Source organism: Streptomyces sp. JN8 (assembly GCF_055808075.1).
In genome coordinates, this window is record NZ_CM147852.1 from 8012830 (window position 1) to 8032207 (window position 19378).

General features: G+C 73.7%; 12 protein-coding genes. 9 read left to right on the forward strand and 3 right to left on the reverse strand.

Going from position 1 to position 19378, the window contains the following annotated elements; translation table 11 throughout:
* Window positions 1-20 precede the first annotated feature (20 nt).
* The 7 genes from ACY0MR_RS35155 (at window position 21) to ACY0MR_RS35185 (ending at window position 15815) form a co-directional block, all read left to right on the forward strand.
* A complete protein-coding gene (locus ACY0MR_RS35155; RefSeq protein WP_473557651.1) occupies window positions 21-6539 on the forward strand; it encodes a beta-ketoacyl synthase N-terminal-like domain-containing protein in 6519 nt (2172 codons plus the stop codon).
* Complete coding sequence (locus ACY0MR_RS35160) at window positions 6532-7653, forward strand: DNA alkylation repair protein (RefSeq protein WP_473557653.1); 1122 nt, start codon at window positions 6532-6534, stop codon at window positions 7651-7653. The genes ACY0MR_RS35155 and ACY0MR_RS35160 overlap by 8 nt, the downstream gene beginning before the upstream one ends.
* Window positions 7650-11714, forward strand: coding sequence for a bifunctional SDR family oxidoreductase/pyridoxal phosphate-dependent aminotransferase family protein (locus ACY0MR_RS35165; protein WP_473557656.1), 4065 nt, complete (start codon window positions 7650-7652; stop codon window positions 11712-11714). The genes ACY0MR_RS35160 and ACY0MR_RS35165 overlap by 4 nt, the downstream gene beginning before the upstream one ends.
* A 207-nt stretch (window positions 11715-11921) precedes the next feature.
* Window positions 11922-12224, forward strand: a complete 303-nt coding sequence (locus ACY0MR_RS35170; protein WP_341623410.1) for a hypothetical protein — start codon at window positions 11922-11924, stop codon at window positions 12222-12224.
* Window positions 12221-13390 (forward strand): arginase family protein, encoded by a 1170-nt coding sequence (locus tag ACY0MR_RS35175; protein ID WP_388804037.1) that lies wholly within the window; start codon window positions 12221-12223, stop codon window positions 13388-13390. The genes ACY0MR_RS35170 and ACY0MR_RS35175 overlap by 4 nt, the downstream gene beginning before the upstream one ends.
* Window positions 13387-14217 (forward strand): thioesterase II family protein, encoded by an 831-nt coding sequence (locus tag ACY0MR_RS35180; RefSeq protein ID WP_473557660.1) that lies wholly within the window; start codon window positions 13387-13389, stop codon window positions 14215-14217. Before ACY0MR_RS35175 ends, ACY0MR_RS35180 begins: the two co-directional genes overlap by 4 nt.
* Window positions 14214-15815, forward strand: coding sequence for an MFS transporter (locus ACY0MR_RS35185; RefSeq protein ID WP_388804031.1), 1602 nt, complete (start codon window positions 14214-14216; stop codon window positions 15813-15815). The genes ACY0MR_RS35180 and ACY0MR_RS35185 overlap by 4 nt, the downstream gene beginning before the upstream one ends.
* Before the next feature lie 70 nt (window positions 15816-15885).
* On the opposite strand, the gene ACY0MR_RS35190 is transcribed toward ACY0MR_RS35185, so the two are convergent.
* Window positions 15886-16326: a VOC family protein gene (locus ACY0MR_RS35190; protein WP_404086316.1), complete on the reverse strand. Its 441-nt coding sequence runs from the start codon at window positions 16324-16326 to the stop codon at window positions 15886-15888.
* Between the two features lie 208 nt (window positions 16327-16534).
* Here ACY0MR_RS35190 and ACY0MR_RS35195 point away from each other — a divergent pair, with 208 nt between their 5' ends.
* Window positions 16535-16861, forward strand: coding sequence for a VOC family protein (locus tag ACY0MR_RS35195; RefSeq protein ID WP_473557662.1), 327 nt, complete (start codon window positions 16535-16537; stop codon window positions 16859-16861).
* Window positions 16862-16880: 19 nt separating this feature from the next.
* Here the strand turns inward: ACY0MR_RS35195 and ACY0MR_RS35200 are convergent, their stop codons facing one another.
* Complete coding sequence (locus ACY0MR_RS35200; RefSeq protein ID WP_361850275.1) at window positions 16881-17471, reverse strand: TetR/AcrR family transcriptional regulator; 591 nt, start codon at window positions 17469-17471, stop codon at window positions 16881-16883.
* Window positions 17472-17642: 171 nt separating this feature from the next.
* Between ACY0MR_RS35200 and ACY0MR_RS35205 the strand changes: the two genes are divergently transcribed.
* Entirely contained in the window at window positions 17643-18380 is a 738-nt protein-coding gene (locus ACY0MR_RS35205; protein ID WP_388804024.1) for a dienelactone hydrolase family protein, read from the forward strand.
* 109 nt (window positions 18381-18489) lie between these two features.
* On the opposite strand, the gene ACY0MR_RS35210 is transcribed toward ACY0MR_RS35205, so the two are convergent.
* Window positions 18490-19152, reverse strand: a complete 663-nt coding sequence (locus tag ACY0MR_RS35210; RefSeq protein WP_473557666.1) for a hypothetical protein — start codon at window positions 19150-19152, stop codon at window positions 18490-18492.
* Window positions 19153-19378: the final 226 nt, after the last annotated feature.

Sequence of the window (19378 nt, forward strand, 5' to 3'; positions counted from 1 at the left end):
AGCCGAACGAAAGGACAACTGTGAGCGAGCTCGACACCCGCATCGCCGTCATCGGCCTCGCGGCGCGGCTCCCGGGCGCCGAGGACGTGGCCGACCTGACGGCCATGCTGGGTCGCGAAGGAGTCGAGGTCGGCGAGGTCCCGCCGAGCCGGTGGGCCCGTCACCTGTACCTCGGGGAGGCGCCGCACCGCGGCACCCACCACCGGGGCGCGTTCCTGGTCGACCCGTTCTCCTTCGACCACGAGGCCTTCGGCATGACCGCCGAGGACGCCGTCCTCCTGGACCCGCAGCAGCGGGTCATGCTGGAGGTCGGTGCCCGGGCCCTGGAGGACTCCGGCTACCTGGGCGCGCGCCGCAGGCTCGACGCGGGCGTGTTCGTCGGCGCCCGGATGAACGCCTACGGCTTCGACCGGGGCCGCGGCCCGGTGGCCCCCGGCCTTCCGGACCCCGCGGAATCCGCCCCGCCGGGCACCGGGCCCGGCCCGGCCGCCCTGTGGGGGCGGTCGCAGAACTTCATGGCGGCCTGGCTGTCCGACCGCTTCGACCTCGCGGGCCCCAGCCTCGTCGTGGACACGGCCTGCTCGTCGTCGCTCTCGGCCGTCTGGCTCGCCTGCCAGAGCCTCGCCTCCGGAAGCTGCGAACTCGCCCTCGTCGGTGCGGTGGACCTGCTCATCGACCCGCTGACCTTCGTGCTCCTGTCCCGCACCGGCGCGCTGTCCCCGGACGGGCTGTGCCACACCTTCGACCGCCGGGCCAACGGCTACGTCCCCGGCGAAGGGGCCGCGGCCCTGGTGTTGAAGCCCATGGCGGCGGCGCTGCGCGACGGCGACCTGGTCCTCGGTGCGATCAGCGGGGTCGCGGTCAACAACGACGGCCGCACCATGGGCGTCACCACCCCCAACCTGGAAGCCCAGATCGACCTGCTCGACAAGGTCTACCGGACCGTCGACCCGGCGACCGTGCAGTACGTCGAGGCGCACGGCACCGGTACCGCCATCGGCGACCCCATCGAGGTGCGGGCGCTCACCGAGGTGTTCGGGCGCCACGGCGTCCCGCGGAACTCGGTCGCCCTCGGCTCGGTCAAGCGCCGGATCGGGCACCTCCACTCGGCTTCCGGCCTCGCCGGCCTCGCGAAGATCATCCTGTCGCTGCGGGAGGGCACCGTCCCGGCCGTGGCCGTCGAGTCGCCCAACCCCCGGCTCAACCTGGACGACAGCCCCTTCCACCTGCCCGAGGCCCCCGGGCCGTGGCCCGACGTGCCCGTGCGGCGCGCCGCCGTGAGCGGCTTCGGCTTCGGCGGCACCAACGCGCACGTGGTGGCCGAGGCCGTCCCCGCCCCGGCCCGCGGCACCGGAACGGCACCCGCAGGGGCCCGGCAGCCCGCCCACGTCCTGACGCTCTCCGCCGACACGGCCTACGGCCTGCGCGAACTCTGCGCCCAGTGGGTGGAGTTCCTCCCGACCCTCCACGGCCGGCCCGAGGAACTCGCCGACGTGTGCGCCACCGCCCGGCTCGCCCGGCCGCACCGCGCCGTCCGACTCGCCGTCGTCGGCGAGGACGCCGACGCGCTCACGGCAGCCCTGCGCGCCCGGCTCCTCACCCCCGGCGCCGGGGCCCCCGGAGCGGCGGCGCCCGCCGGCACCGCCCGCGCGACCGTCTCCGTACGCCCCGAGGCCGCCGCGGCGGCGCCCGCCTGGCTCACCGCCCTGGACCGTGCCACGCCCGCCGTCCACGACGTCGTACGCCGCTTCGAGACGGCCACGGGCACTCCGCTTGCCGCGTTCTCCGGCGAACTGCTCCGCATCCTCTCCGGAGTCGCCCTCGCCATCGCGCTGCGTGACCTGGGGCTGCCCGACGACGCCGTCGACCTCCCGCCCGGCTGGGACGCCGTCGCCGACTTCGTCCGGGGGACCGTGCCGCTGGAGCAGGCGCTCGGAGACGTCCTGCGACGCGACGGCGACCCGGCCCGCGAAGCCGGCCACCGGGACACCGCCGGCCGCGACGTCGGCGCCCGCCTCGCCGGCGCCCACGATGAGCGGACCGCCGCCGCCGTCCTGGCGGCCGTCGCCGCCGACCTGTTCGAGAACGGCCGCGACATCGACTGGGCCGCGTTCCAGCAGACCACCGGCACCGCGTGGAGCAAGCGCCTGCTGCCGGTCGCCCAGTCCCGCGGCCGCGCCCTGAACCTCGCCGAGCCGCTCAGGTCCGCCGAACCCGGTTCGCCCGCCGAGCTGGTGGAGGACGGCGGCCCCGCCGGATACACGTACGCCCGGGTCTTCGGCCCGGGAGAGGTGCCCATCGCGCAGCACTCCGTCTACCGGACGCTGATGCTCCCCGGCGTGGCCTGGTTCGACTTCCTCCGCGAGGGCGCCGCCCTGCGCGGCGAGGCGTTCCACGGCGCGGTGGACGTCCTCTTCCACCGCCCGCTCATCCCCACGGGGGCCCGGCGCGTGGTCGGCCGGGTCGACGCCGACGGGCGGTTCCGGGTCGAGGACGGGGAGACCGGCGACCTCTTCGTCACCGGGCGCCTCGCCACCCGCGCCGAACCGGCGCCCCGCCTCCCGGTCGGCGCCCTGTTGGCCGACTGCGCCGGGTCCGCCGTCCACGCGGGATCCGGCCTGTACCGCTGGCTGCGGCGCATCGGCTACCACCACGGGCGCTACTACCGGAACATCTCCTGGGTGGCGAGCCTTCCGGACGGCGGCACCCTCGCCCGGATCGAGGGCCCCCGCCAGCGGGAGCTGAACCCGCCCGGCGTCCAGCTCTTCCCCGGTCTCCTGGACAGCGTCACCGTGGCGGCCATCGACCCGGCCAACCCGGTCTTCGGCACCGCGGACGCCACCGCGTTCATCCCGCTGTCGGTGGGCCGGCTCGACGTCCTGGGCCCGCTCGACGACGCCGCGTACGTCCGGACCGAGATCGCCTTCTGGAACGACGAGGCGTGCCGGGTCACCCAGACCGTCACCGACGAGTCGGGCACGCCCCTGCTGGTCTTCGGCGACATGTCGTCCAAGCGCGTCCCGGCCCTGGCGTTCCGCGAGGACGGGGACACCGCGGCCCCGACGGCCCCGGAACAGTCTTCTGGGGCCGCGACGGCCCAGGAGCAGTCCGGCGGACCCTCGGCCGTCCGGCAGCGGGACGCCGTCCCGGCGGCGGTCCCGGCGGCTCCGGCCGCGGCACCCGTGCCCGCCGTCGCCGCACCGCTTCCGGTCGAGCCCGCCGCCGGCGCCCCGGCCGCCGAACCGGCTCCTGCCGCCGAGTCGGCCCCCGCCGCCTTCGGCACGCCGTCCGCACGGGCCCTCGCCTGGTTCCTGGCACTGACGGACACACCCGAGGAGCACGCCGACACCGAGTTCCTCTCGGCCGGGTTCGACTCCGTCGGCCTGGTGGCGCTGAGCGAGCGGATCTCCCAGGAACACGACCTGTCCCTGTACCCGACGGTCTTCTTCGAGTACGCCACGCCCCGGCAGTTCGCGGAGTTCCTGACGGAGGAGGCACCGGAACTCGTCGACCGGCTTCCGAGCCCCTCGACCTCGCACACCCCGCCGGTGACGGCTCCGGAGGCCGCCCCGGTGGCCCCCGAGGAACCGGCGGCCCAGCCCCACCCGACGGCCTCCGTGACCCCCGTGGTCCCGCCGGTCCCGGCGTCCCCGATCGCCGAGGGACCTCCGGTCGCCCCGTCGGCCCCCCGGCCGCCGGAGGCCCCGCAGCCGGCCGCCCCGGTGGCGCGCGTCACCGCCGTCCCCAGGGCCCGTAGCGCCGACGAGGCGGCGTCCGGCGACAGCCACGCCACCCGGGCGCGCGACATCGCGGTCGTGGGAGCCGCGATCAGGCTGCCCACGGCCGCAACGCTCACGGAGTTCGCCGAGCTGCTCGTCGAGGGCCGCGACACGGTCGGCCCGCTGCCCGAGAGCCGGCGCGGCGACGCCGCCGGGCCCCTCCCGCACGCCTCCTTCCTCGACCGGGTCGACGCGTTCGACCCGGCACCCTTCCGGATCTCCGCCCGCGAAGCGCCGCTGATCGACCCGCAGGCCCGCATCGCCTACGAGACCATCTGGGAGGCCCTGGAGGACGGCGGACGCGGCGGCGTCCGCGCGGCCGAGTCCCGCACCGGGCTGTGGATCGCCTACAGCCACGACCACTACCACGAGGAGCGGTTCCGCCACGGCGTGCCCGAGGGGCGGGGCCTGGGCCTGGAGGCGATGATCGCCAACCGGCTCTCCTACCTGATGGACTGGCGCGGCCCCAGCACCGTCGTCAACACCCTCTGCTCCTCCTCGCTCGTCGCCCTGCACTCCGCTCTCCAGCACCTGCGCTCCGGCGACATCGACACCGCGGTCATCGGAGCCGTGCACGCCGGGCTCAGCCCGGAGTACTTCCGGTCGATGGGCGACATGATGGCGCTCTCCCCGCGGCAGCGCAGCCGTGCCTTCGACAGCACCGCCGACGGCTTCGTCCCCGGTGAAGGCGCCGTGGCCGTCGTGCTCCGGCGCTGCGACGACGCGCTCCGCGACGGCGACCGCATCCGGGGCGTCGTCAAGGGCGCGGCCGTGAACCACGGCGGCCGGACCACCCGCTACTCGGCGCCGAGCCCGCGCGCCCAGGCCGAGGTCATCTCTGCTGCGTTGGTGGATGCGGGTGTGTCGGTGGAGTCGATCGGTCTGGTGGAGGCGCATGGGACGGGGACGAGTCTGGGTGATCCGATCGAGGTGGAGGGTTTGACGCGTGCGTGGCGGGGTGTGACGTCTCGTTCGCAGTTCTGTGCGTTGGGTTCGTTGAAGGGGAATGTGGGGCATCTGGAGCCGGCTGCGGGTCTTGCGGGGTTGGTGAAGGTGTTGTTGTCGATGGAGCGGGGTGTGGTTCCTCCGTCGTTGCATGTGGTGCGGCCGAATGATCACATCCGTTTCGAGGGGACTCCGTTCTTCCTGGCGGATCGGGTGTCTGTGTGGCCGCGTCCGGTGGATGGTCCGCGTCGGGGTGCGGTGAGCGCGTTCGGGATGGGTGGGGTCAACGCCCACGTCATCCTGGAGGAGGCCCCTGCGGTTGCTGCTCGTGAGGTGGTGGGGCAGGAGTCGTATCTGGTGCGGGTGGACGCGGCGGACGAGACCGCCGTCCGCGCCCTCGCCGGCTCGTACGCGGACGCCCTGGCCGCCGCGGACGAGAACCTCGTCGGCGACTTCGCCTTCACGGCGAACACCGGACGGGCGGAGAACCGGTTCGGTACGGTCGTCTCCGGTGGCGACGCGGGTGAACTCGCCGTCGCACTGAGGGACATCGCCTCCGGCGCGTCCCCCGTCACCCGTCGCAGCGCCGGGAAACCGGCGCCGGTGGTCTTCATGTTCACCGGCCAGGGCTCGCAGTACACGGGCATGGGCCAGGGGCTCTATCGCACGGAACCGGCCTTCCGCGCCGCACTCGACGAATGCGCCGACCTGCTCGCCGGCCACCTGGAGATCCCCCTGCTCGACCTGCTGTTCACCGACAGGTCCGGCGCCCTCGATTCCACGCGATATGCGCAGGTGGGGATTGTGGCGGTGCAGGTGGGGTTGGTGCGGTGGTTGGAGTCGTTGGGTGTGCGTCCGGATGTGGTGGTGGGTCACAGTCTGGGTGAGTTGAGTGCGGGGTGGGCCGCGGGTGTGGTGGGTCTGGGGGATCTGCTGCGTCTGGCGGTGGTGCGTGGGCGGTTGATGGAGTCGCAGCCGGGTGCGGGTGCGATGGCTGCGGTGCATGGTGATGCGGCTGCTGTCGTGGAGGCGTTGAAGGCGTTTCCCGGGGTTGAGGTGGCTGCGTTCAACTCGCCTCGTGTGGTGACGGTTTCGGGTCCGGTGGATGCGGTGGCACGGTTCCGTGCGGAGTCGGGTCTGCGGTCGCAGTCGCTCGTGGTGAGTCATGCGTTCCACTCGGCGTTGATGGAGGGGGCGGTGGCTCCGTTCGCCGGGGCGGTGTCGGGTGTCGAGTGGTCGGCTCCGCGGGTGGCGTTCGCGTCGACGGTGTCGGGCGGTTGGCACACACCGGAGTCCGTGAAGGACGCGCATGTGTGGGCGCGTGGGATTCGTGAGCCGGTGCGGTTCTCGGAGGCGGTCGGGCTGGTGTCGGGTGTGGGCGCGGGCGTGGTCTGGGAGATCGGCGCGCAGCCGCAGCTGACATCGCTGGCACGTGCGTCGTGGTCGGGCGATGAGCCGTTGTGGTTGTCGACGCTGCGGCGTGACCGGGTGGACCAGGCGGAGGTGTACGCGGCTGTGGCGTCGTACGCCGCTTCGGGCTCGGGTTCCGTGGACTGGGCGGGTGTGCACGCCGGCAAGGGCCACCGCACGACCACCCTCCCGACCTACCCCTTCCACCGACAGAGGTACTGGATCACCCCGAACGCGAAGGCGAACGCGAACGCGAACGCCATGCCCGCCCCCGGCGCGGACCCGACCCCGCCCTCCACCCCTGCCCCGCCCCCGACCCCATCCACCCACGTCCCCGATCCCGCCCTTCCGAAGAACGTGCAACACCCGCACCACACGAACGAGAGGTACCAGCATCATGGCTAGCGAGTACGGACTGAAGCGTCACTTCAACGGGGACGCGGCCCGCCTCATCGGCGGCAAGATCCGAGCCGTCCACCCCGACTTCGACGTGGAGGACTACGCGGCCGAGACCGAGCGGCGCATCCCCGGACTGGAGCTGAAGGACCGTGTCCTGGTCCTCGCGGAGGGCCTGCGGGCGCGGCTCCCCGAGGACTACGAGAAGGCCGTGCCGATCCTCCTCGCCATCCTCGAGTACGAACTCGCTGAGGGCGAGGGCATGTTCAACAGCAGCTGGTTCCTCATGCCGGTGGCCCGCTTCGTCGAGGACTACGGCCTCGACCACCCGGAGCTCTCCCTCGAGGCCATCGAGGAGATCACCAAGCGGCACACCGGCGAGTACGCCATCCGGCCCTACCTCGAACAGCACTACGAGCTGACGATGCGGAAGGTGGCCGACTGGGCGGTCAGCCCCAGCCACAACGTGCGCCGGCTGGCCACCGAGGGCGTCCGCCCCCGGCTTCCCTGGCACCGCACGCTCGTCGTCTTCGTCCAGGACCCGCAGCCGGTCCTGGAGATCCTCGAACCGCTGCGCAGCGACCCGTCCGAGTACGTACGGAAGTCCGTCGCCAACAACCTCAACGACATCTCCAAGGACCACCCCGAGGTCGCGCTCGCCACGGCGCTGCGCTGGCTGGAGGAGAGCCCCACTCCCGAGACCCGCTGGATCGTCAAGCACGGTCTGCGCACCCTCGTGAAGAAGGGCGACCAGCAGGCCCTGGGCCTGCTCGGCGCCACCGGCGGCGAGCACGTGCGCGTGCCCCGGCTGCGCATCACCCCGGACGCGGTGACCGTCGGCGACACCCTCGTCATCGACTTCGACATCGAGAACACCGACGACCGACGGCACAGCATCGCCGTCGACTACGTGGTGCACCACGTCCGCAAGAACGGGCGCACCATCCCCAAGGTCTTCAAGCTGACCACGCTGGAACTCGGTCCCGGCGAGAAGCGGACGCTGGAGAAGTCCCACCCGATCAGGGAGGTCCAGACGCGCACGTACTACCCCGGCGAGCACGCCGTCGAGATCCAGGTGAACGGCCTCGTACGGGCCACAGGGCGCTTCGGGCTGCGCACGTGAGCGCCCGCCGGATCACCCTGAGGGCCGCCGATCCGCTGGTCGCCGACCACCGGATCGGCGGTGTCCCGGTCGTCCCCGCCGCCGCCCAGATCGACGCCCTGCTCTCCGCCTGCGCCGCCGACCTGCCCGACCGGGTGTGGCAGCTGGAGCAGATCGCGTTCAAGACGCCGCTGACCGTCCCCGGCCCCGAGGCCGGCATCGAGGTGGCGGCGGTCGAGGACGGCCGGTACGCGGTCCGTTCCCGGCCGGCCGCCCCCGCCGGGGAGCCGGTCGAGCACAGCGTCGCCCGGGTGTCGAGCACTCCCTTGCCGCCGCCCCGCTACGTCGACGTGGCCGCGCTCAGGGCGGGTTGCACCGAGCACGTCCCGTCGGCGGACCTGGCCGCGTGGCGGGACGCGAGCGGCATCACGTACGGGCCCGCGTACCGGGTCGTCCGGTCGGCGCACCGGGGCCCCGTGCGCATGCTGCTGATGCTCCGCGCCGAGGACGGCGCGGACGGCGGCGCGGTGCCCCCGTTCGTACCGCCGCCGCTGCTCGACAGCGTCTTCCAGTCGCTCGGCATGCTCGACGACGGATCGGCCGGGATGTGCCTGCCCTGGTACGTCGGCCGGCTGGTGGCCCGCCGCCGGATCTCCGGCACGGTGATCGCCCTGGTCGAGCGGGACGAGACCGCGGACACCGGCGGCGGTGCCGTCCGCGGCCGGGCCCTGGTCTGCAGCCAGCAGGGTGAGGTCCTCCTGGAACTGGACCGGATCACCCTCAAGTCCGCGGGCCCGACGGCACCCGCCCCCTCCGGCGGCCCCGTCACCGCGCCCGCGGTACCCGGTGCAGCTCTGGGAGCGTCCGGAACGCCGTCCGCCGCGTCCACCGAGACCCCGGCCCCGGTCGAGGGCGACCAGCCCGCGGCCGGGCGGGGGCCGGTGGCCGTACCCACCGTCGAGACCCTGGTCTGGCACGCGACGGCTCCGCGATCCACCCGCCCCGACCCGGGGGCCGGCGCCGGGGAATCCGTCGGCACCGGCGAACCCTCCGGCGCCGGGGGAGGGGCGGCCGACGCCGAGCGCACCGTCCTGCTGGTGGCGGCGCACCCGCCCCGTGCGACCGGGGGCCACCGGTTCCTCCACCTGACGCCCGAACGGCTCGTCGACGAGGGCCTCGACGCCCTGCCCGACGGCGCCGTGCCCCAGGACGTCGTCTACGTGGCCCCCGACGGCCCGGAGAACGACGCGGCTGCGGCGACCAAGGCCCTCCAGGACGTGTTCGCGCTGGTCCGCCGGCTCGCCGCCCGTACGCCCATGCCCGACCTGCTCATCGTCACGGGCACCGCGCACGCGGTGACCGAGGGGGAGACGGTCGACCCGTTCATGACGGCCCTGTGGGGACTCGGCCGCACCCTGCGCGTCGAGCACCCGCGCACCAGGATCCGGCTCGCGGACCTCGGCTCCGGCCCGGCCCGGGCCGGAGCCGAGGAGGGCGCCGACGGGGCCGCCCTCGTGGAGGCGCTGCGCCGCGACGACACGGAGCTCGCCCTCAGGAACGGCACCTGGTACGAGCCCGTGCTGCTGACGGCACCCCCGGCCCCCGCCCGGGAGGTGCGATACCGGGGCGGCCGGTTCCTCATCACCGGCGGCATGGGCGGCATCGGCCTGCGGGTGGCGGAGTTCCTCGCCGACGAGGGCTGCGCCCGGCTGACGCTGGTGGGGCGGACCGTACCCGCGGAGGGCGAGGCACGCGCGCGCCTCGACCGGCTCGCCGAGCGCTGCGACCTCCAGGTCGTCGCCGCGGACGTCCGGTCCCCCGGGGAGTCGCTGTCCGGCCCCTTCGACGGGGTGTTCCACGCGGCGGGCGTGCTCCGCGACGGACTCGCCCGCAGCCTCATGCCCGACCGGGTCGACGCCGTCCTCGGGCCCAAGGTCGGCGGGACACACGTCCTCGCCGACCTCGTGTCCGACGGTGGACACCCGGCCTTCGTCGTCCTGTTCTCCTCGATCGCGGCTGTCCGGGCCAACCTCGGCCAGAGCGCCTACGCCGCGGCCAACGGCTACCTGGACGGCTACGCCGCCCGTCGACGGGCCGAGGGCCTGCCCTGGTACAGCCTCGGCTGGGGCCTGTGGACGGTCGGCATGGGCGAGGCCGTCGCGCCCCGGGCCGCCGCGCACGGCGTCGCCGCGCTCACCGAGGACGACGGGATCGGCCTGCTCCGCACGGCCCTGGGCCGCCCGCCCGCGCACTACGTACTCTCCGCCGCGAACGCGAAGGACGCATCCATGACTGCTGTCACGACCGACGCCGGCCTCTGGCCGTCACTCACCCTCGCCGTCGGCAAGGTCCTGCACCTCGACTCGGTCTCCGCCGAGGACGACCTGCTGGAGCTGGGCCTCGACTCCATGATGGCCGTCGAACTCGCGGCCTCGCTGGCCGCCGACGGGCTCGACGTGGACCCGATGGTGTTCTTCGAGCACACCCGGGTCGGCACGCTCCTCACCCACCTGGAGACCCTCCCGCGCGCCGCCGCCCAGCCGGCGGCCCCGCCCGCCCCCGCGCCCCGCGAGTCGTACGCGGCGGCGCCCGCCGCCCCGGCCCCGCAGGCGCCGCCGGCCTCGGTGTGGCCGGTGACGACGCCGGCTCCCGTCCGGGCCGACAACGGCTTCGCGCCCGACTGGGACCGCTACCGCGACACCGAGCCCGCTCCCGCGGCCCCCGCGGCCCGTCCCACGCCCGCCGCCCCGCCCACCCGGCCGCCGACCCCGCGCCCGGCACCCGCCGCCGCCTTCGCCCCGGCCGCCCCGCCCGCCCCCGGCACGGCGCCCGCCGCCGGTCCCCGCGTCCCGCGCCGCACCCTGCCGGGCCGGCTCGACGACGCCCCCCAGGGCACCTTCCTCGACCGCCGCATCGACGCGCTGTCGGCCGAGGACCGCGGAATCGTGGCGAGGGGCGAGTACTTCTACGAGCCGGTGATCGAGGAGGCGTCGGGCTCGCGCATCAAGTTCGACGGCCGCTGGTTCCTGAACTTCGCCTCGTACAGCTACCTCGGGCTGATCGGGCACCCGTACATCGACGAGCAGGCGCTGCGCGCCGTCGAGCAGCACGGGACCGGCGCCCACGGCGTACGCCTGCTGGCCGGCACCCTGCACCTGCACCGCGAGCTGGAACTGGCCCTCGCCCGCTTTCTCGGCGCGGAGGACGCCATCGTGTTCTCCAGCGGCTACATGGCGAACGTGGCCACCGTCGGCGCCCTCGTCGGCCCGGGCGACACCGTGATCGGCGACGTCTACAACCACGCCAGCATCCTGGACGGCTACCGGCTGTCCAACGCCAAGGTCGTCACCTACGCCCACAACGACCTCGCCGACCTCGAACGCGCCCTGCGCAAGGCGGGCGACGGCGGTCGACTCGTCGTCACCGACGCCGTCTTCAGCATGGACGGGGACGTGGCCGACCTGCCCGGCATCCTGGAACTGTGCGAACGCTACGACGCCCCGCTCATGGTCGACGAGGCGCACAGCCTCGGCGTGCTGGGCGACACCGGGCGCGGCATCACCGAGCACTTCGGCATCGACCCCGACCGCGTCCACGTCAAGATGGGCACGCTCTCCAAGACCGTCCCGAGCGCCGGCGGCTACGTCGCCGGCTCCCGCGACCTGATCTTCGCGCTGAAGAACAACGCGCGGGGCTGGATGTTCTCCGCGGCGGCCACGCCCGCCCAGGTGGCCGCGGCCAAGGCCGCCGTCGACGTGATGGCCGCCGCGCCGTCCCTCCCGCGTGAACTGCGGGCCAGGACCACCCGCTACCGGGACCAGCTGCACGCCCTGGGGTTCGACACGCTCGCCAGCGAGACGCCCGTCGTCCCCCTGATCTGCTCCAGTGCCGACCAGGCCGTGGAGATGGCGCGGCTGTGCCAGCAGGACGGGCTCTTCGTCCAGCCGATCGTGTACCCGGCGGTGCCGCGGACCCTTCCCCGGCTGCGGACGATCGTCAACCTCAGCCACACCGAGGCCGACCTGGACGCGGCGGTCCTCACCCTCGAGAAGGCCGGCCGCGCCTGCGGCCTCATCCGCTGACCACGCCGGCCCACCGGTGCCGCGCGACACCGCTCCCCGACCGCGGGAGCACCGCGCACCCGTGACGACCGACCGACGCACGGACCCGCGCACCGCCCGGAGCACCGCGGGGTGTTCCGGCCTCCGACACCCGGCCGCCGGCCGCACCACGGCCGACGCGCCGGTTGACGTACCGACCGATGTACCGCGAGCAAGGGGGATTCGACCATGACCGACACCACGGCGTTCTTCGGAGCGGTTCTGAAGACCATCGCCTCCACCCGCAACCACGACAGCGACCCGGCGGCGTTCGCGTCCGGAGTGGCGGAGCCCGCGGCGCGCATCCGCGCGCTGGAGAAGGAGATCGGCGAGAGGGGACTGACCCCCGCCGAGGCCGAGGAGATCCTCCGTCTGCTGGAGACGACGCTGCGCACCAAGCGCACCCCCGACGAGGAGCGCGAGTACTACCTCCAGTACATAGAGAAGGCGTCCGGCGTCAGCCGCGCCTCGCTGGGAGTGTCCGGCTGGTGAGCGGCTCCCGACTCGCGTGGTTCAGCCACGAGATCTGCTTCTGGCACGACCCCGGCGCCGGCTCGGGGTACGTACCGGTCGGGCCGGGCGTCGAACCGCTGCGGCAGTTCGCGGTCGACCCGGACCTGCGGCGTGCCGAGGGCCTGGTCAAGGCGACCGGGGTGATGGACCACTACGCCGTCCACACCCCGGCGCCCGCCACCGACGAGGAACTCCTCCTCGTGCACGGTGCCGGCCACATCGAGCGGATCGAGGCCGCCTCGGCGGCGGGGGCCGGCGACGCCGGCGTGTACGCCCACGTCAACTACCACAGCGCTCGGGCGGCCAGGCTGGCCGCCGGCGCCTGCGTCCAGGCCGCGACGGGCGTCCTGGACGGCAGGTTCGACCGCGCCTACTGCCTGGTCCGGCCGCCCGGGCACCACGCCGAGCCCGACCGGGCGATGGCGCTGTGCCTCTACAACAACCTGGCGGTCGCGGCCCGCGCGGCCCAGCGGCACGGGGCGCGCCGGGTGCTCATCCTCGACTGGGACGTGCACCACGGCAACGGCATCCAGCGCACCTTCTACGAGGACCCCGACGTCCTGTACGTCTCCGTCCACCAGGACGGCCTGTTCCCCGCCGCGTCCGGTCTCGTCATGGAGACCGGCGCCGGGGAGGGCACGGGCGGCACGCTCAACGTGCCGCTGCCCGCCGGGTCCGGCCACGGCGCCTACCTCGCCGTCATGGAGCGGATCGTGGAGCCCGCGGCCCGCGCCTTCGCCCCGGACCTGATCCTGGTGGCGGCGGGCGTGGACGCGGGGGGCCACGACCCGATGGGCCGGATGATGTGCACCAGCCGCACCTTCCACGCCATGGCCTCGGCCATGGTCCGGCTCGCCGACGAACTGACCGGCGGCCGGGTCGTGTTCGCCCACGAGGGCGGCTACTCGGCGTGGTACCAGCCGATGCTGGTGCTCGGCACGGCCACCGGGATCGCCGGGCTGCCGGCGCCCGAGGACCCGTTCCTGCACTCCCTGGAGCACCTTCCGGGGCAGCGGCTCCAGCGCCACCAGGAGCGGGTGATCCTGCACCTGGAGAAGCACCACCCGCTCCTGGCCGGCCGCGCGCCGGCCCGGCAGCCCGTGACGGCCGGACACCCCGTGTCCGGGGACGCGGGGCCGGGATGAGCGGCTGGTGGATGAAGGTGGGCAGCGGGGCCCGCCGTACCGCCGCGAGCGGCCCGGGGCACGCGCCCCGGGCCCGCCCGCGGTTCCGGGTGGTGGCGCTCCCGCACGCCGGCGGGTGGCCGTCCGCCTTCCGCTCGTGGTGGCAGGTGCTGCCGGAGGACGTCGAGTGCGTGGTGGCCCAGCTGCCCGGCCGGGGCGCCCGGATCGGCGAGCCGCCCGTGCACCGGGTGGAGCCGATGGTCGAGGCCCTGGCCCGGGAACTGGCCGAGCTGGAACCCCTGCCGTACGCGGTCGTCGGACACAGCTTCGGCAGCGTGCTCGGCTTCGAGCTCACCCGGGCGATGGAGGCCAAGGGCCTGCCCCCGGCGCGTCTCGCGGTCTCGGCGCGGCAGCCGCCGTGCTTCCCGAGCGAGCCGCCCTTCGCCCACCTCAGGACCGACGCGGAGTTGCTGGAGCACCTGACGGACATCGGGGGGATGACCCCGGGGGTGAGGGACCGCGCCGACCTGGTCGGTCCGTCGCTCCGGGCGATCCGCGCCGACCTGGAGGCCATGGAGACCTACCGGCGTCCCCGGTCCGGGGTCGCCGTCCCGATCCTCGCGCTCGGCGCCGTCGACGACCCGGTGGTGATCGGCGACCGGATGCACCTGTGGTCGCTGGAGACCTCCGGCGGCTTCGAGTACCGCACCTTCTCCGGAGGCCACTTCTACCTCTACACCCCTGCCCACGCGGCCGCCGTCACGGCGCTCCTGCTGCCCTCCTCCAGCGCGCCGCCCGAGGCGGCGCCCCCTATGCCTCTGCCCGGTGTCCGCGCCGGGCAGCGATGAGTACGTCCCCGAAAGGAACACCGTTGACCACCGACGTCGACACCCCCGCTCAGGCAACGCCACGTGAGTGGCTCGGCCTGGCAGTCCTGGCACTGCCGACCCTGCTGCTCTCCATCGACGTGAGCGTGCTGCACCTCGCCGTGCCCCACATCAGCGCGGCCCTGGACCCCTCCGCCTCCCAGATGCTGTGGATCATCGACATCTACGGCTTCCTGATCGCCGGCTTCCTGGTGACCATGGGAACCCTGGGAGACCGCATCGGCCGCCGCAAGCTGCTGCTGATCGGCGCGGCCGCGTTCGGCCTCGCCTCGCTGGCGGCGGTCTACGCCGACGGCCCGGTGTCCCTGATCGTGGCCCGCGCCGCGATGGGCCTCGCCGGAGCCACCCTGATGCCCTCCACCCTGGCCCTGATCATCAACATGTTCCAGGACGCACGGCAGCGCGGTGTGGCCATCGCGGTCTGGGTCACGATGTTCTCCGTGGGCATCGCGCTCGGCCCGGTGGTGGGCGGCGCCATGCTGGAGTACTTCTGGTGGGGTTCGGTCTTCCTGCTCGGCGTGCCGATCATGGCGCTGCTCCTGGTGGCCGGTCCGATGCTGCTGCCGGAGTACCGTGACGAGGAGGCCGGGAGCCTCGACCTGACGAGCGTGGCCCTGTCGCTCGCCGCGATCCTGCCGGTGATCTACGGCCTCAAGGAGATCGCCAACGAGGGGTTCGGTGCGGTGCCCGTCGCCGCGCTCGTCGTGGGTCTGGTCGTCGGTGTGCTCTTCGTCCGCCGTCAGCGGACCCTGGAGAACCCGCTGATGGACCTGGCGCTCTTCCGGACCGCCACCTTCCGCACCGCGCTGGTGACGCTGCTGCTCAGCATGCTGGTGGCGGGCGGCACGTACCTGATGGTGACCCAGTTCCTGCAGCTCGTGGGCGGGCTGAGCCCCATGAAGGCGGGTCTGTACCTGCTGCCGGCGGCGTTCGCGCTGATCGTCACCGCGGTGGTCTCCCCGATGGCGGCGAGCCGCTTCCGTCCCGCGTACGTGGTGGCGGCCGGCCTGCTCGTCTCGGCGGGCGGTCACCTGATGCTGAGCATGGCCGACAGCACCTCGGGCATCGCCCAGGTCGTGACCGGTTTCGCCTTCGTGTACGCCGGTGGGGGACCGCTGATCGCGCTGGGCACGGACATCGTGGTCGGAGCTGCTCCGCCGGAGCGGGCCGGCGGGGCGGCCGCGCTCTCGGAGACCAGCACCGAGCTCGGCATGGCGCTGGGCGTCGCGATCCTCGGCAGCCTCGGCGCCGCCCTGTACCACGCGGGCGTCAAGGTGCCGGAGGGGGCGCCGGACTACGCCGGTGACACCCTGGCCGGGGCCGTCGACGCGGCCCAGGGCCTGTCCGCTGAGGCGGCCTCGGGGCTGCTGGCCTCCGCGCGCGAGGCGTTCACCGACGGCCTGAACGTCATCGGCGGCATCGGCGCCGCCGTGGCGGTGGCCTCCGCCGTACTGGTCGCCATCGTCGTGAAGCTGCCCGCCACGGGCGGGCAGACGGAGGACGCCGAGGGCGCCGAGGGCGCGGTCGAGGCGGCGCCGGTCGTCGGCGCGGAGAAGTAGCGGCACGTCACGCCCCCGCGAGGGGGCCCCGGTTCGGCCCGCGTCCCCCGGTGGACGCGGGCCGAACCCGTCATGCCGCCGTGCCGGCGCCGTCCGTGTAGGCGTCGGCGTACTCGGCCGTGGGAGGGATGGGCGTGATGACGTCCACGAGGACGCCGTCCGGGGCGGCCACGATGAAGTGGCGCTGTCCGAAGGCCTCGCTCCGCAGTTCCAGGGCCACCCGGAGCCCCGCCCGCCGCACCAGGCGCTCGTACTCGGCGTCCACGTCCGTCACCTCGAAGTTGAGGATGAGGCCGCCGGCCGGACGTCGGTGGCCCTCGGGAACGGTGGGATGGTCGGCCGAGACCAGACCCAGTTCGTGGAACGGCGGTTCGGGCCGGCGCAGGCTGACGTACCAGTCACTCGCGTAGGTCGTCTCGAAGCCGAAGTGCGTGCGGTAGAAGTCCACCGACTCGTCGAGTACTTCGGTGCAGATCACCGGATAGAAGCTGGTCAGGGTCGAGGAGGTCATGGGGGCACCGTTCCGATCGCGAGAGACGTGCGTTCGGTTCCTCAACGACCCTCGCGTCCCGGCGTCACGCCGGGGCGTGTCCTGGGCGCGGCCCGCTCGTTGCCCTTCCCGAGGGCGCGTTGACATACCAGAGGTACGCCCTTAGCGTCATTTGACCTACCGTTGGTATGTGAGCGGAGCCGTCTCGATGATAACCAGCCTCTGTCCGGTGATCTGCACCTCGCGTATGGACCAGACCCGCAGCTTCTACGGAAGACTCTTCGGGCTCACCGTCGCCTACGCGACCCCGTGGTACACCGAGCTGGTCCGGTCGGGCGAGCGCCACCCGACGCTCGCCCTCCTCGACCACACCCACCCCGCGCTGCCCGAGGCGTTCCGCACGCCGATGCGTGCGGTCCGGATCACCCTGGACGTGGAGGACCGCCCCGAGGTGTGGGAACGGCTCGCCGCCGACGGAGCCGTACCGGCCGGCGACCTGAGGCGCGGTTCCCTCCTCGACCCCAACGGGGTCAGGATCGACCTCCAGGCGGCCTGACCGCGGGGCCGGGCGGACGTCACTTCGTCCGCAGCGCCTCCAGAAGCCGCGTCAGCGCGTGCCGGGTGGCCTCCAGGTCCGCGGAGTCCTCCGACGAGGCCAGCCACAAGGCGGCCTCGTTCATCGCGCCGGAGAGCAGATGCGTCAGCGGCGCCGCGGGCTGTGCCGGGATGACGCCCTCGGCGATCAGCATCTCGAGGGCGTCGGCCAGGTGCCGGCCCGAGGTGGCCGCCGTCATCGCCCGCCAGCTCGGCCAGCCGAGCACCGCCGGCCCGTCCACCAGCATGACGCGCTGGACGGAGGGGTTCGTGGTGGCCTCCAGGAACGCCTGGCAGCCCGAGGCGAGTTGGCTCCAGGAGTCCTCCTGGGCGTCCGCCGTCGCCGCGACGTACGCGGCCACCTCCTCCTGGACCTCCTCCAGCACGGCACGGAAGAGCGCGGTCTTGCTCTCGAAGTGGTGGTAGAGCGCCCCCTTGGTCACACCGGCCGCCTGGACGACCTCCGACAGGTTCACCGCGGCGTACCCGTGCGTCGAGAAGAGCCGCCGGCTCTCGCTCAAGAGGGTGTGCCGCGTCTGTTCGCGCTGAAGCGCCCGGACCCCATTTCCCATCGTGCCCCCCGATTCCGTCTGGCTTGCCGAAAGCTTGCACATACGGTACTTCGTGACCGCGCGAGCGGGTAGCTCAGCGTAGTCGACCCTCTCGGCCGCACCACCCGTCCCGTTCCGCCAGTGGCGGAACAACCACCGCACCGGGCTTGGCTGTTACTACAGTCGCACCCCATGACGACGATTACGACGCGAACGGTCGAGTACCCGGCCGACGGTCTGACCATGGTCGGGTACCTCGCACTCCCGGCCGGTACCGACCGCCGGCCCGCGGTGCTGGTCGGACCGGAGGGCACCGGACTCAGCGACGTCGAACGCCGCCGGGCCGACGCCCTCGCCGAACTGGGTTACGTGGCCCTCGCCTTCGACATCCACGGCGGGCGCTACCTGAGCGACCCCGAGGAGATGCTCGCCCGGTGCATGCCCCTGCTCGCCGACCCCGACCGGATGCGCGGCATCGGCCACGCGGCACTCGACGTGCTGCGTACCGAACCGCGCACCGACCCCGACCGGATCGCCGCCATCGGCTACGGCACCGGAGGCGCCATCGGGCTGGAACTGGGCCGCGACGGCGCCGACCTGCGCGCGATCGGCACGGTCAACGCCCTGACCACCGGCCGCCCGGGCGAGGCGGCCCGCATCCGCTGCCCGGTGTGGGCCGGGGTCGGCTCGGAGGACCCGATCATGTCGCCCGCCCAGTGGAACGCCTTCAGCGCCGAGATGCAGGCCGCAGGCGTCGACTGGCGCCTCGCGGTCTACGGCGGCGCCCTGCACGCCTTCCACCACCCGACCGTCGACCACCCCGCGGTCCCCGGCGTCGCCTACCACCCACGGCACGCCGAGCGCGCCTGGCGCGACGTCACCGGCCTGCTCGCCGAATGCCTGCCCCTGCCGGACCACTCGGAGGCCTGACCCGGAGGGCCCGCGACCAAGGCTCGGGACGGGCCCGGGACCGACGCTCGGATGAGCGTGGCGACCACCGCCTGACCGCGGCACGCCCACCGCTCGACCCCGGACCGCCTCACCTCACCGGGTCCGGATCCACCACCCCGCGCGGGACGGCTCCGGGCCCGGCCATCGGCGCCGAAGCCGTGGCCGGGGGCAGGCAGTCGGACGGATCCGGACCGGTACCGTCGAGTGAGGGGGACAGGCCGAGGTCGGACCGCATCGCGTCCCGCATCCCCACCCAACGCCGTGTGATCACGACCAGCTCTTCGTGGATCTGCTCGAACGAGCCGTCCGGCTCCGGTATCCCGTCCGCGAGCCGCATCGTGTGGGCGTGGGCGCGCGCGATGACTTTCGTCATCAGGTCCAGTTCCGCGAGCACACCGGCGGAGGCGATCATCTGCGCCTCCGCGAAAGCGGTGTGATGCCCGCTCCCGGCCTCCTCGACCGCGGCCCGGTCCGCTGCGGTGGCCTGCGACCGGTGGACCGCCCACAGGAAGTTCATGAGAGCGATCCGATAGCGGCGGTACGCGGCGTTGGCAGCCGTGTAGCAGTCGCGCCGCCGGGACAGGTCCGTCAGTTCCTGGTCCCGCTGCCACTGCGTGTGCGCGTTGCGCTGTTCCCGGTCGAACTGTGCCGCCTGCACCCGTGCCAGCATCCGCTGCGACACGATGGTCGCGAGTAGCGTCCCCGCCACACCGACCACGGCCGCACCGAGCGCGATCAGTCCGCTGTCCATGCTGCTCCCCCTGCCGCGGTACGGCCCCCCGGCCGCCCCTGGTCGGAGCCATCCTCCCGTGCGGCGCGCGGCGCCGGAGCCCTTTCGGGAAGCGCGAGCCGGGGGAGAGGCGAGCGCGCAGTGCGAAGCGGCCCGGAGTGGCGGGCGTGGTGGACGTGACGGTCCGGCGACGGGCTACTGCCGTCGGGTCCGTTGCCCGGGGGCGGCGCTCTGAACGCCGGGGCCG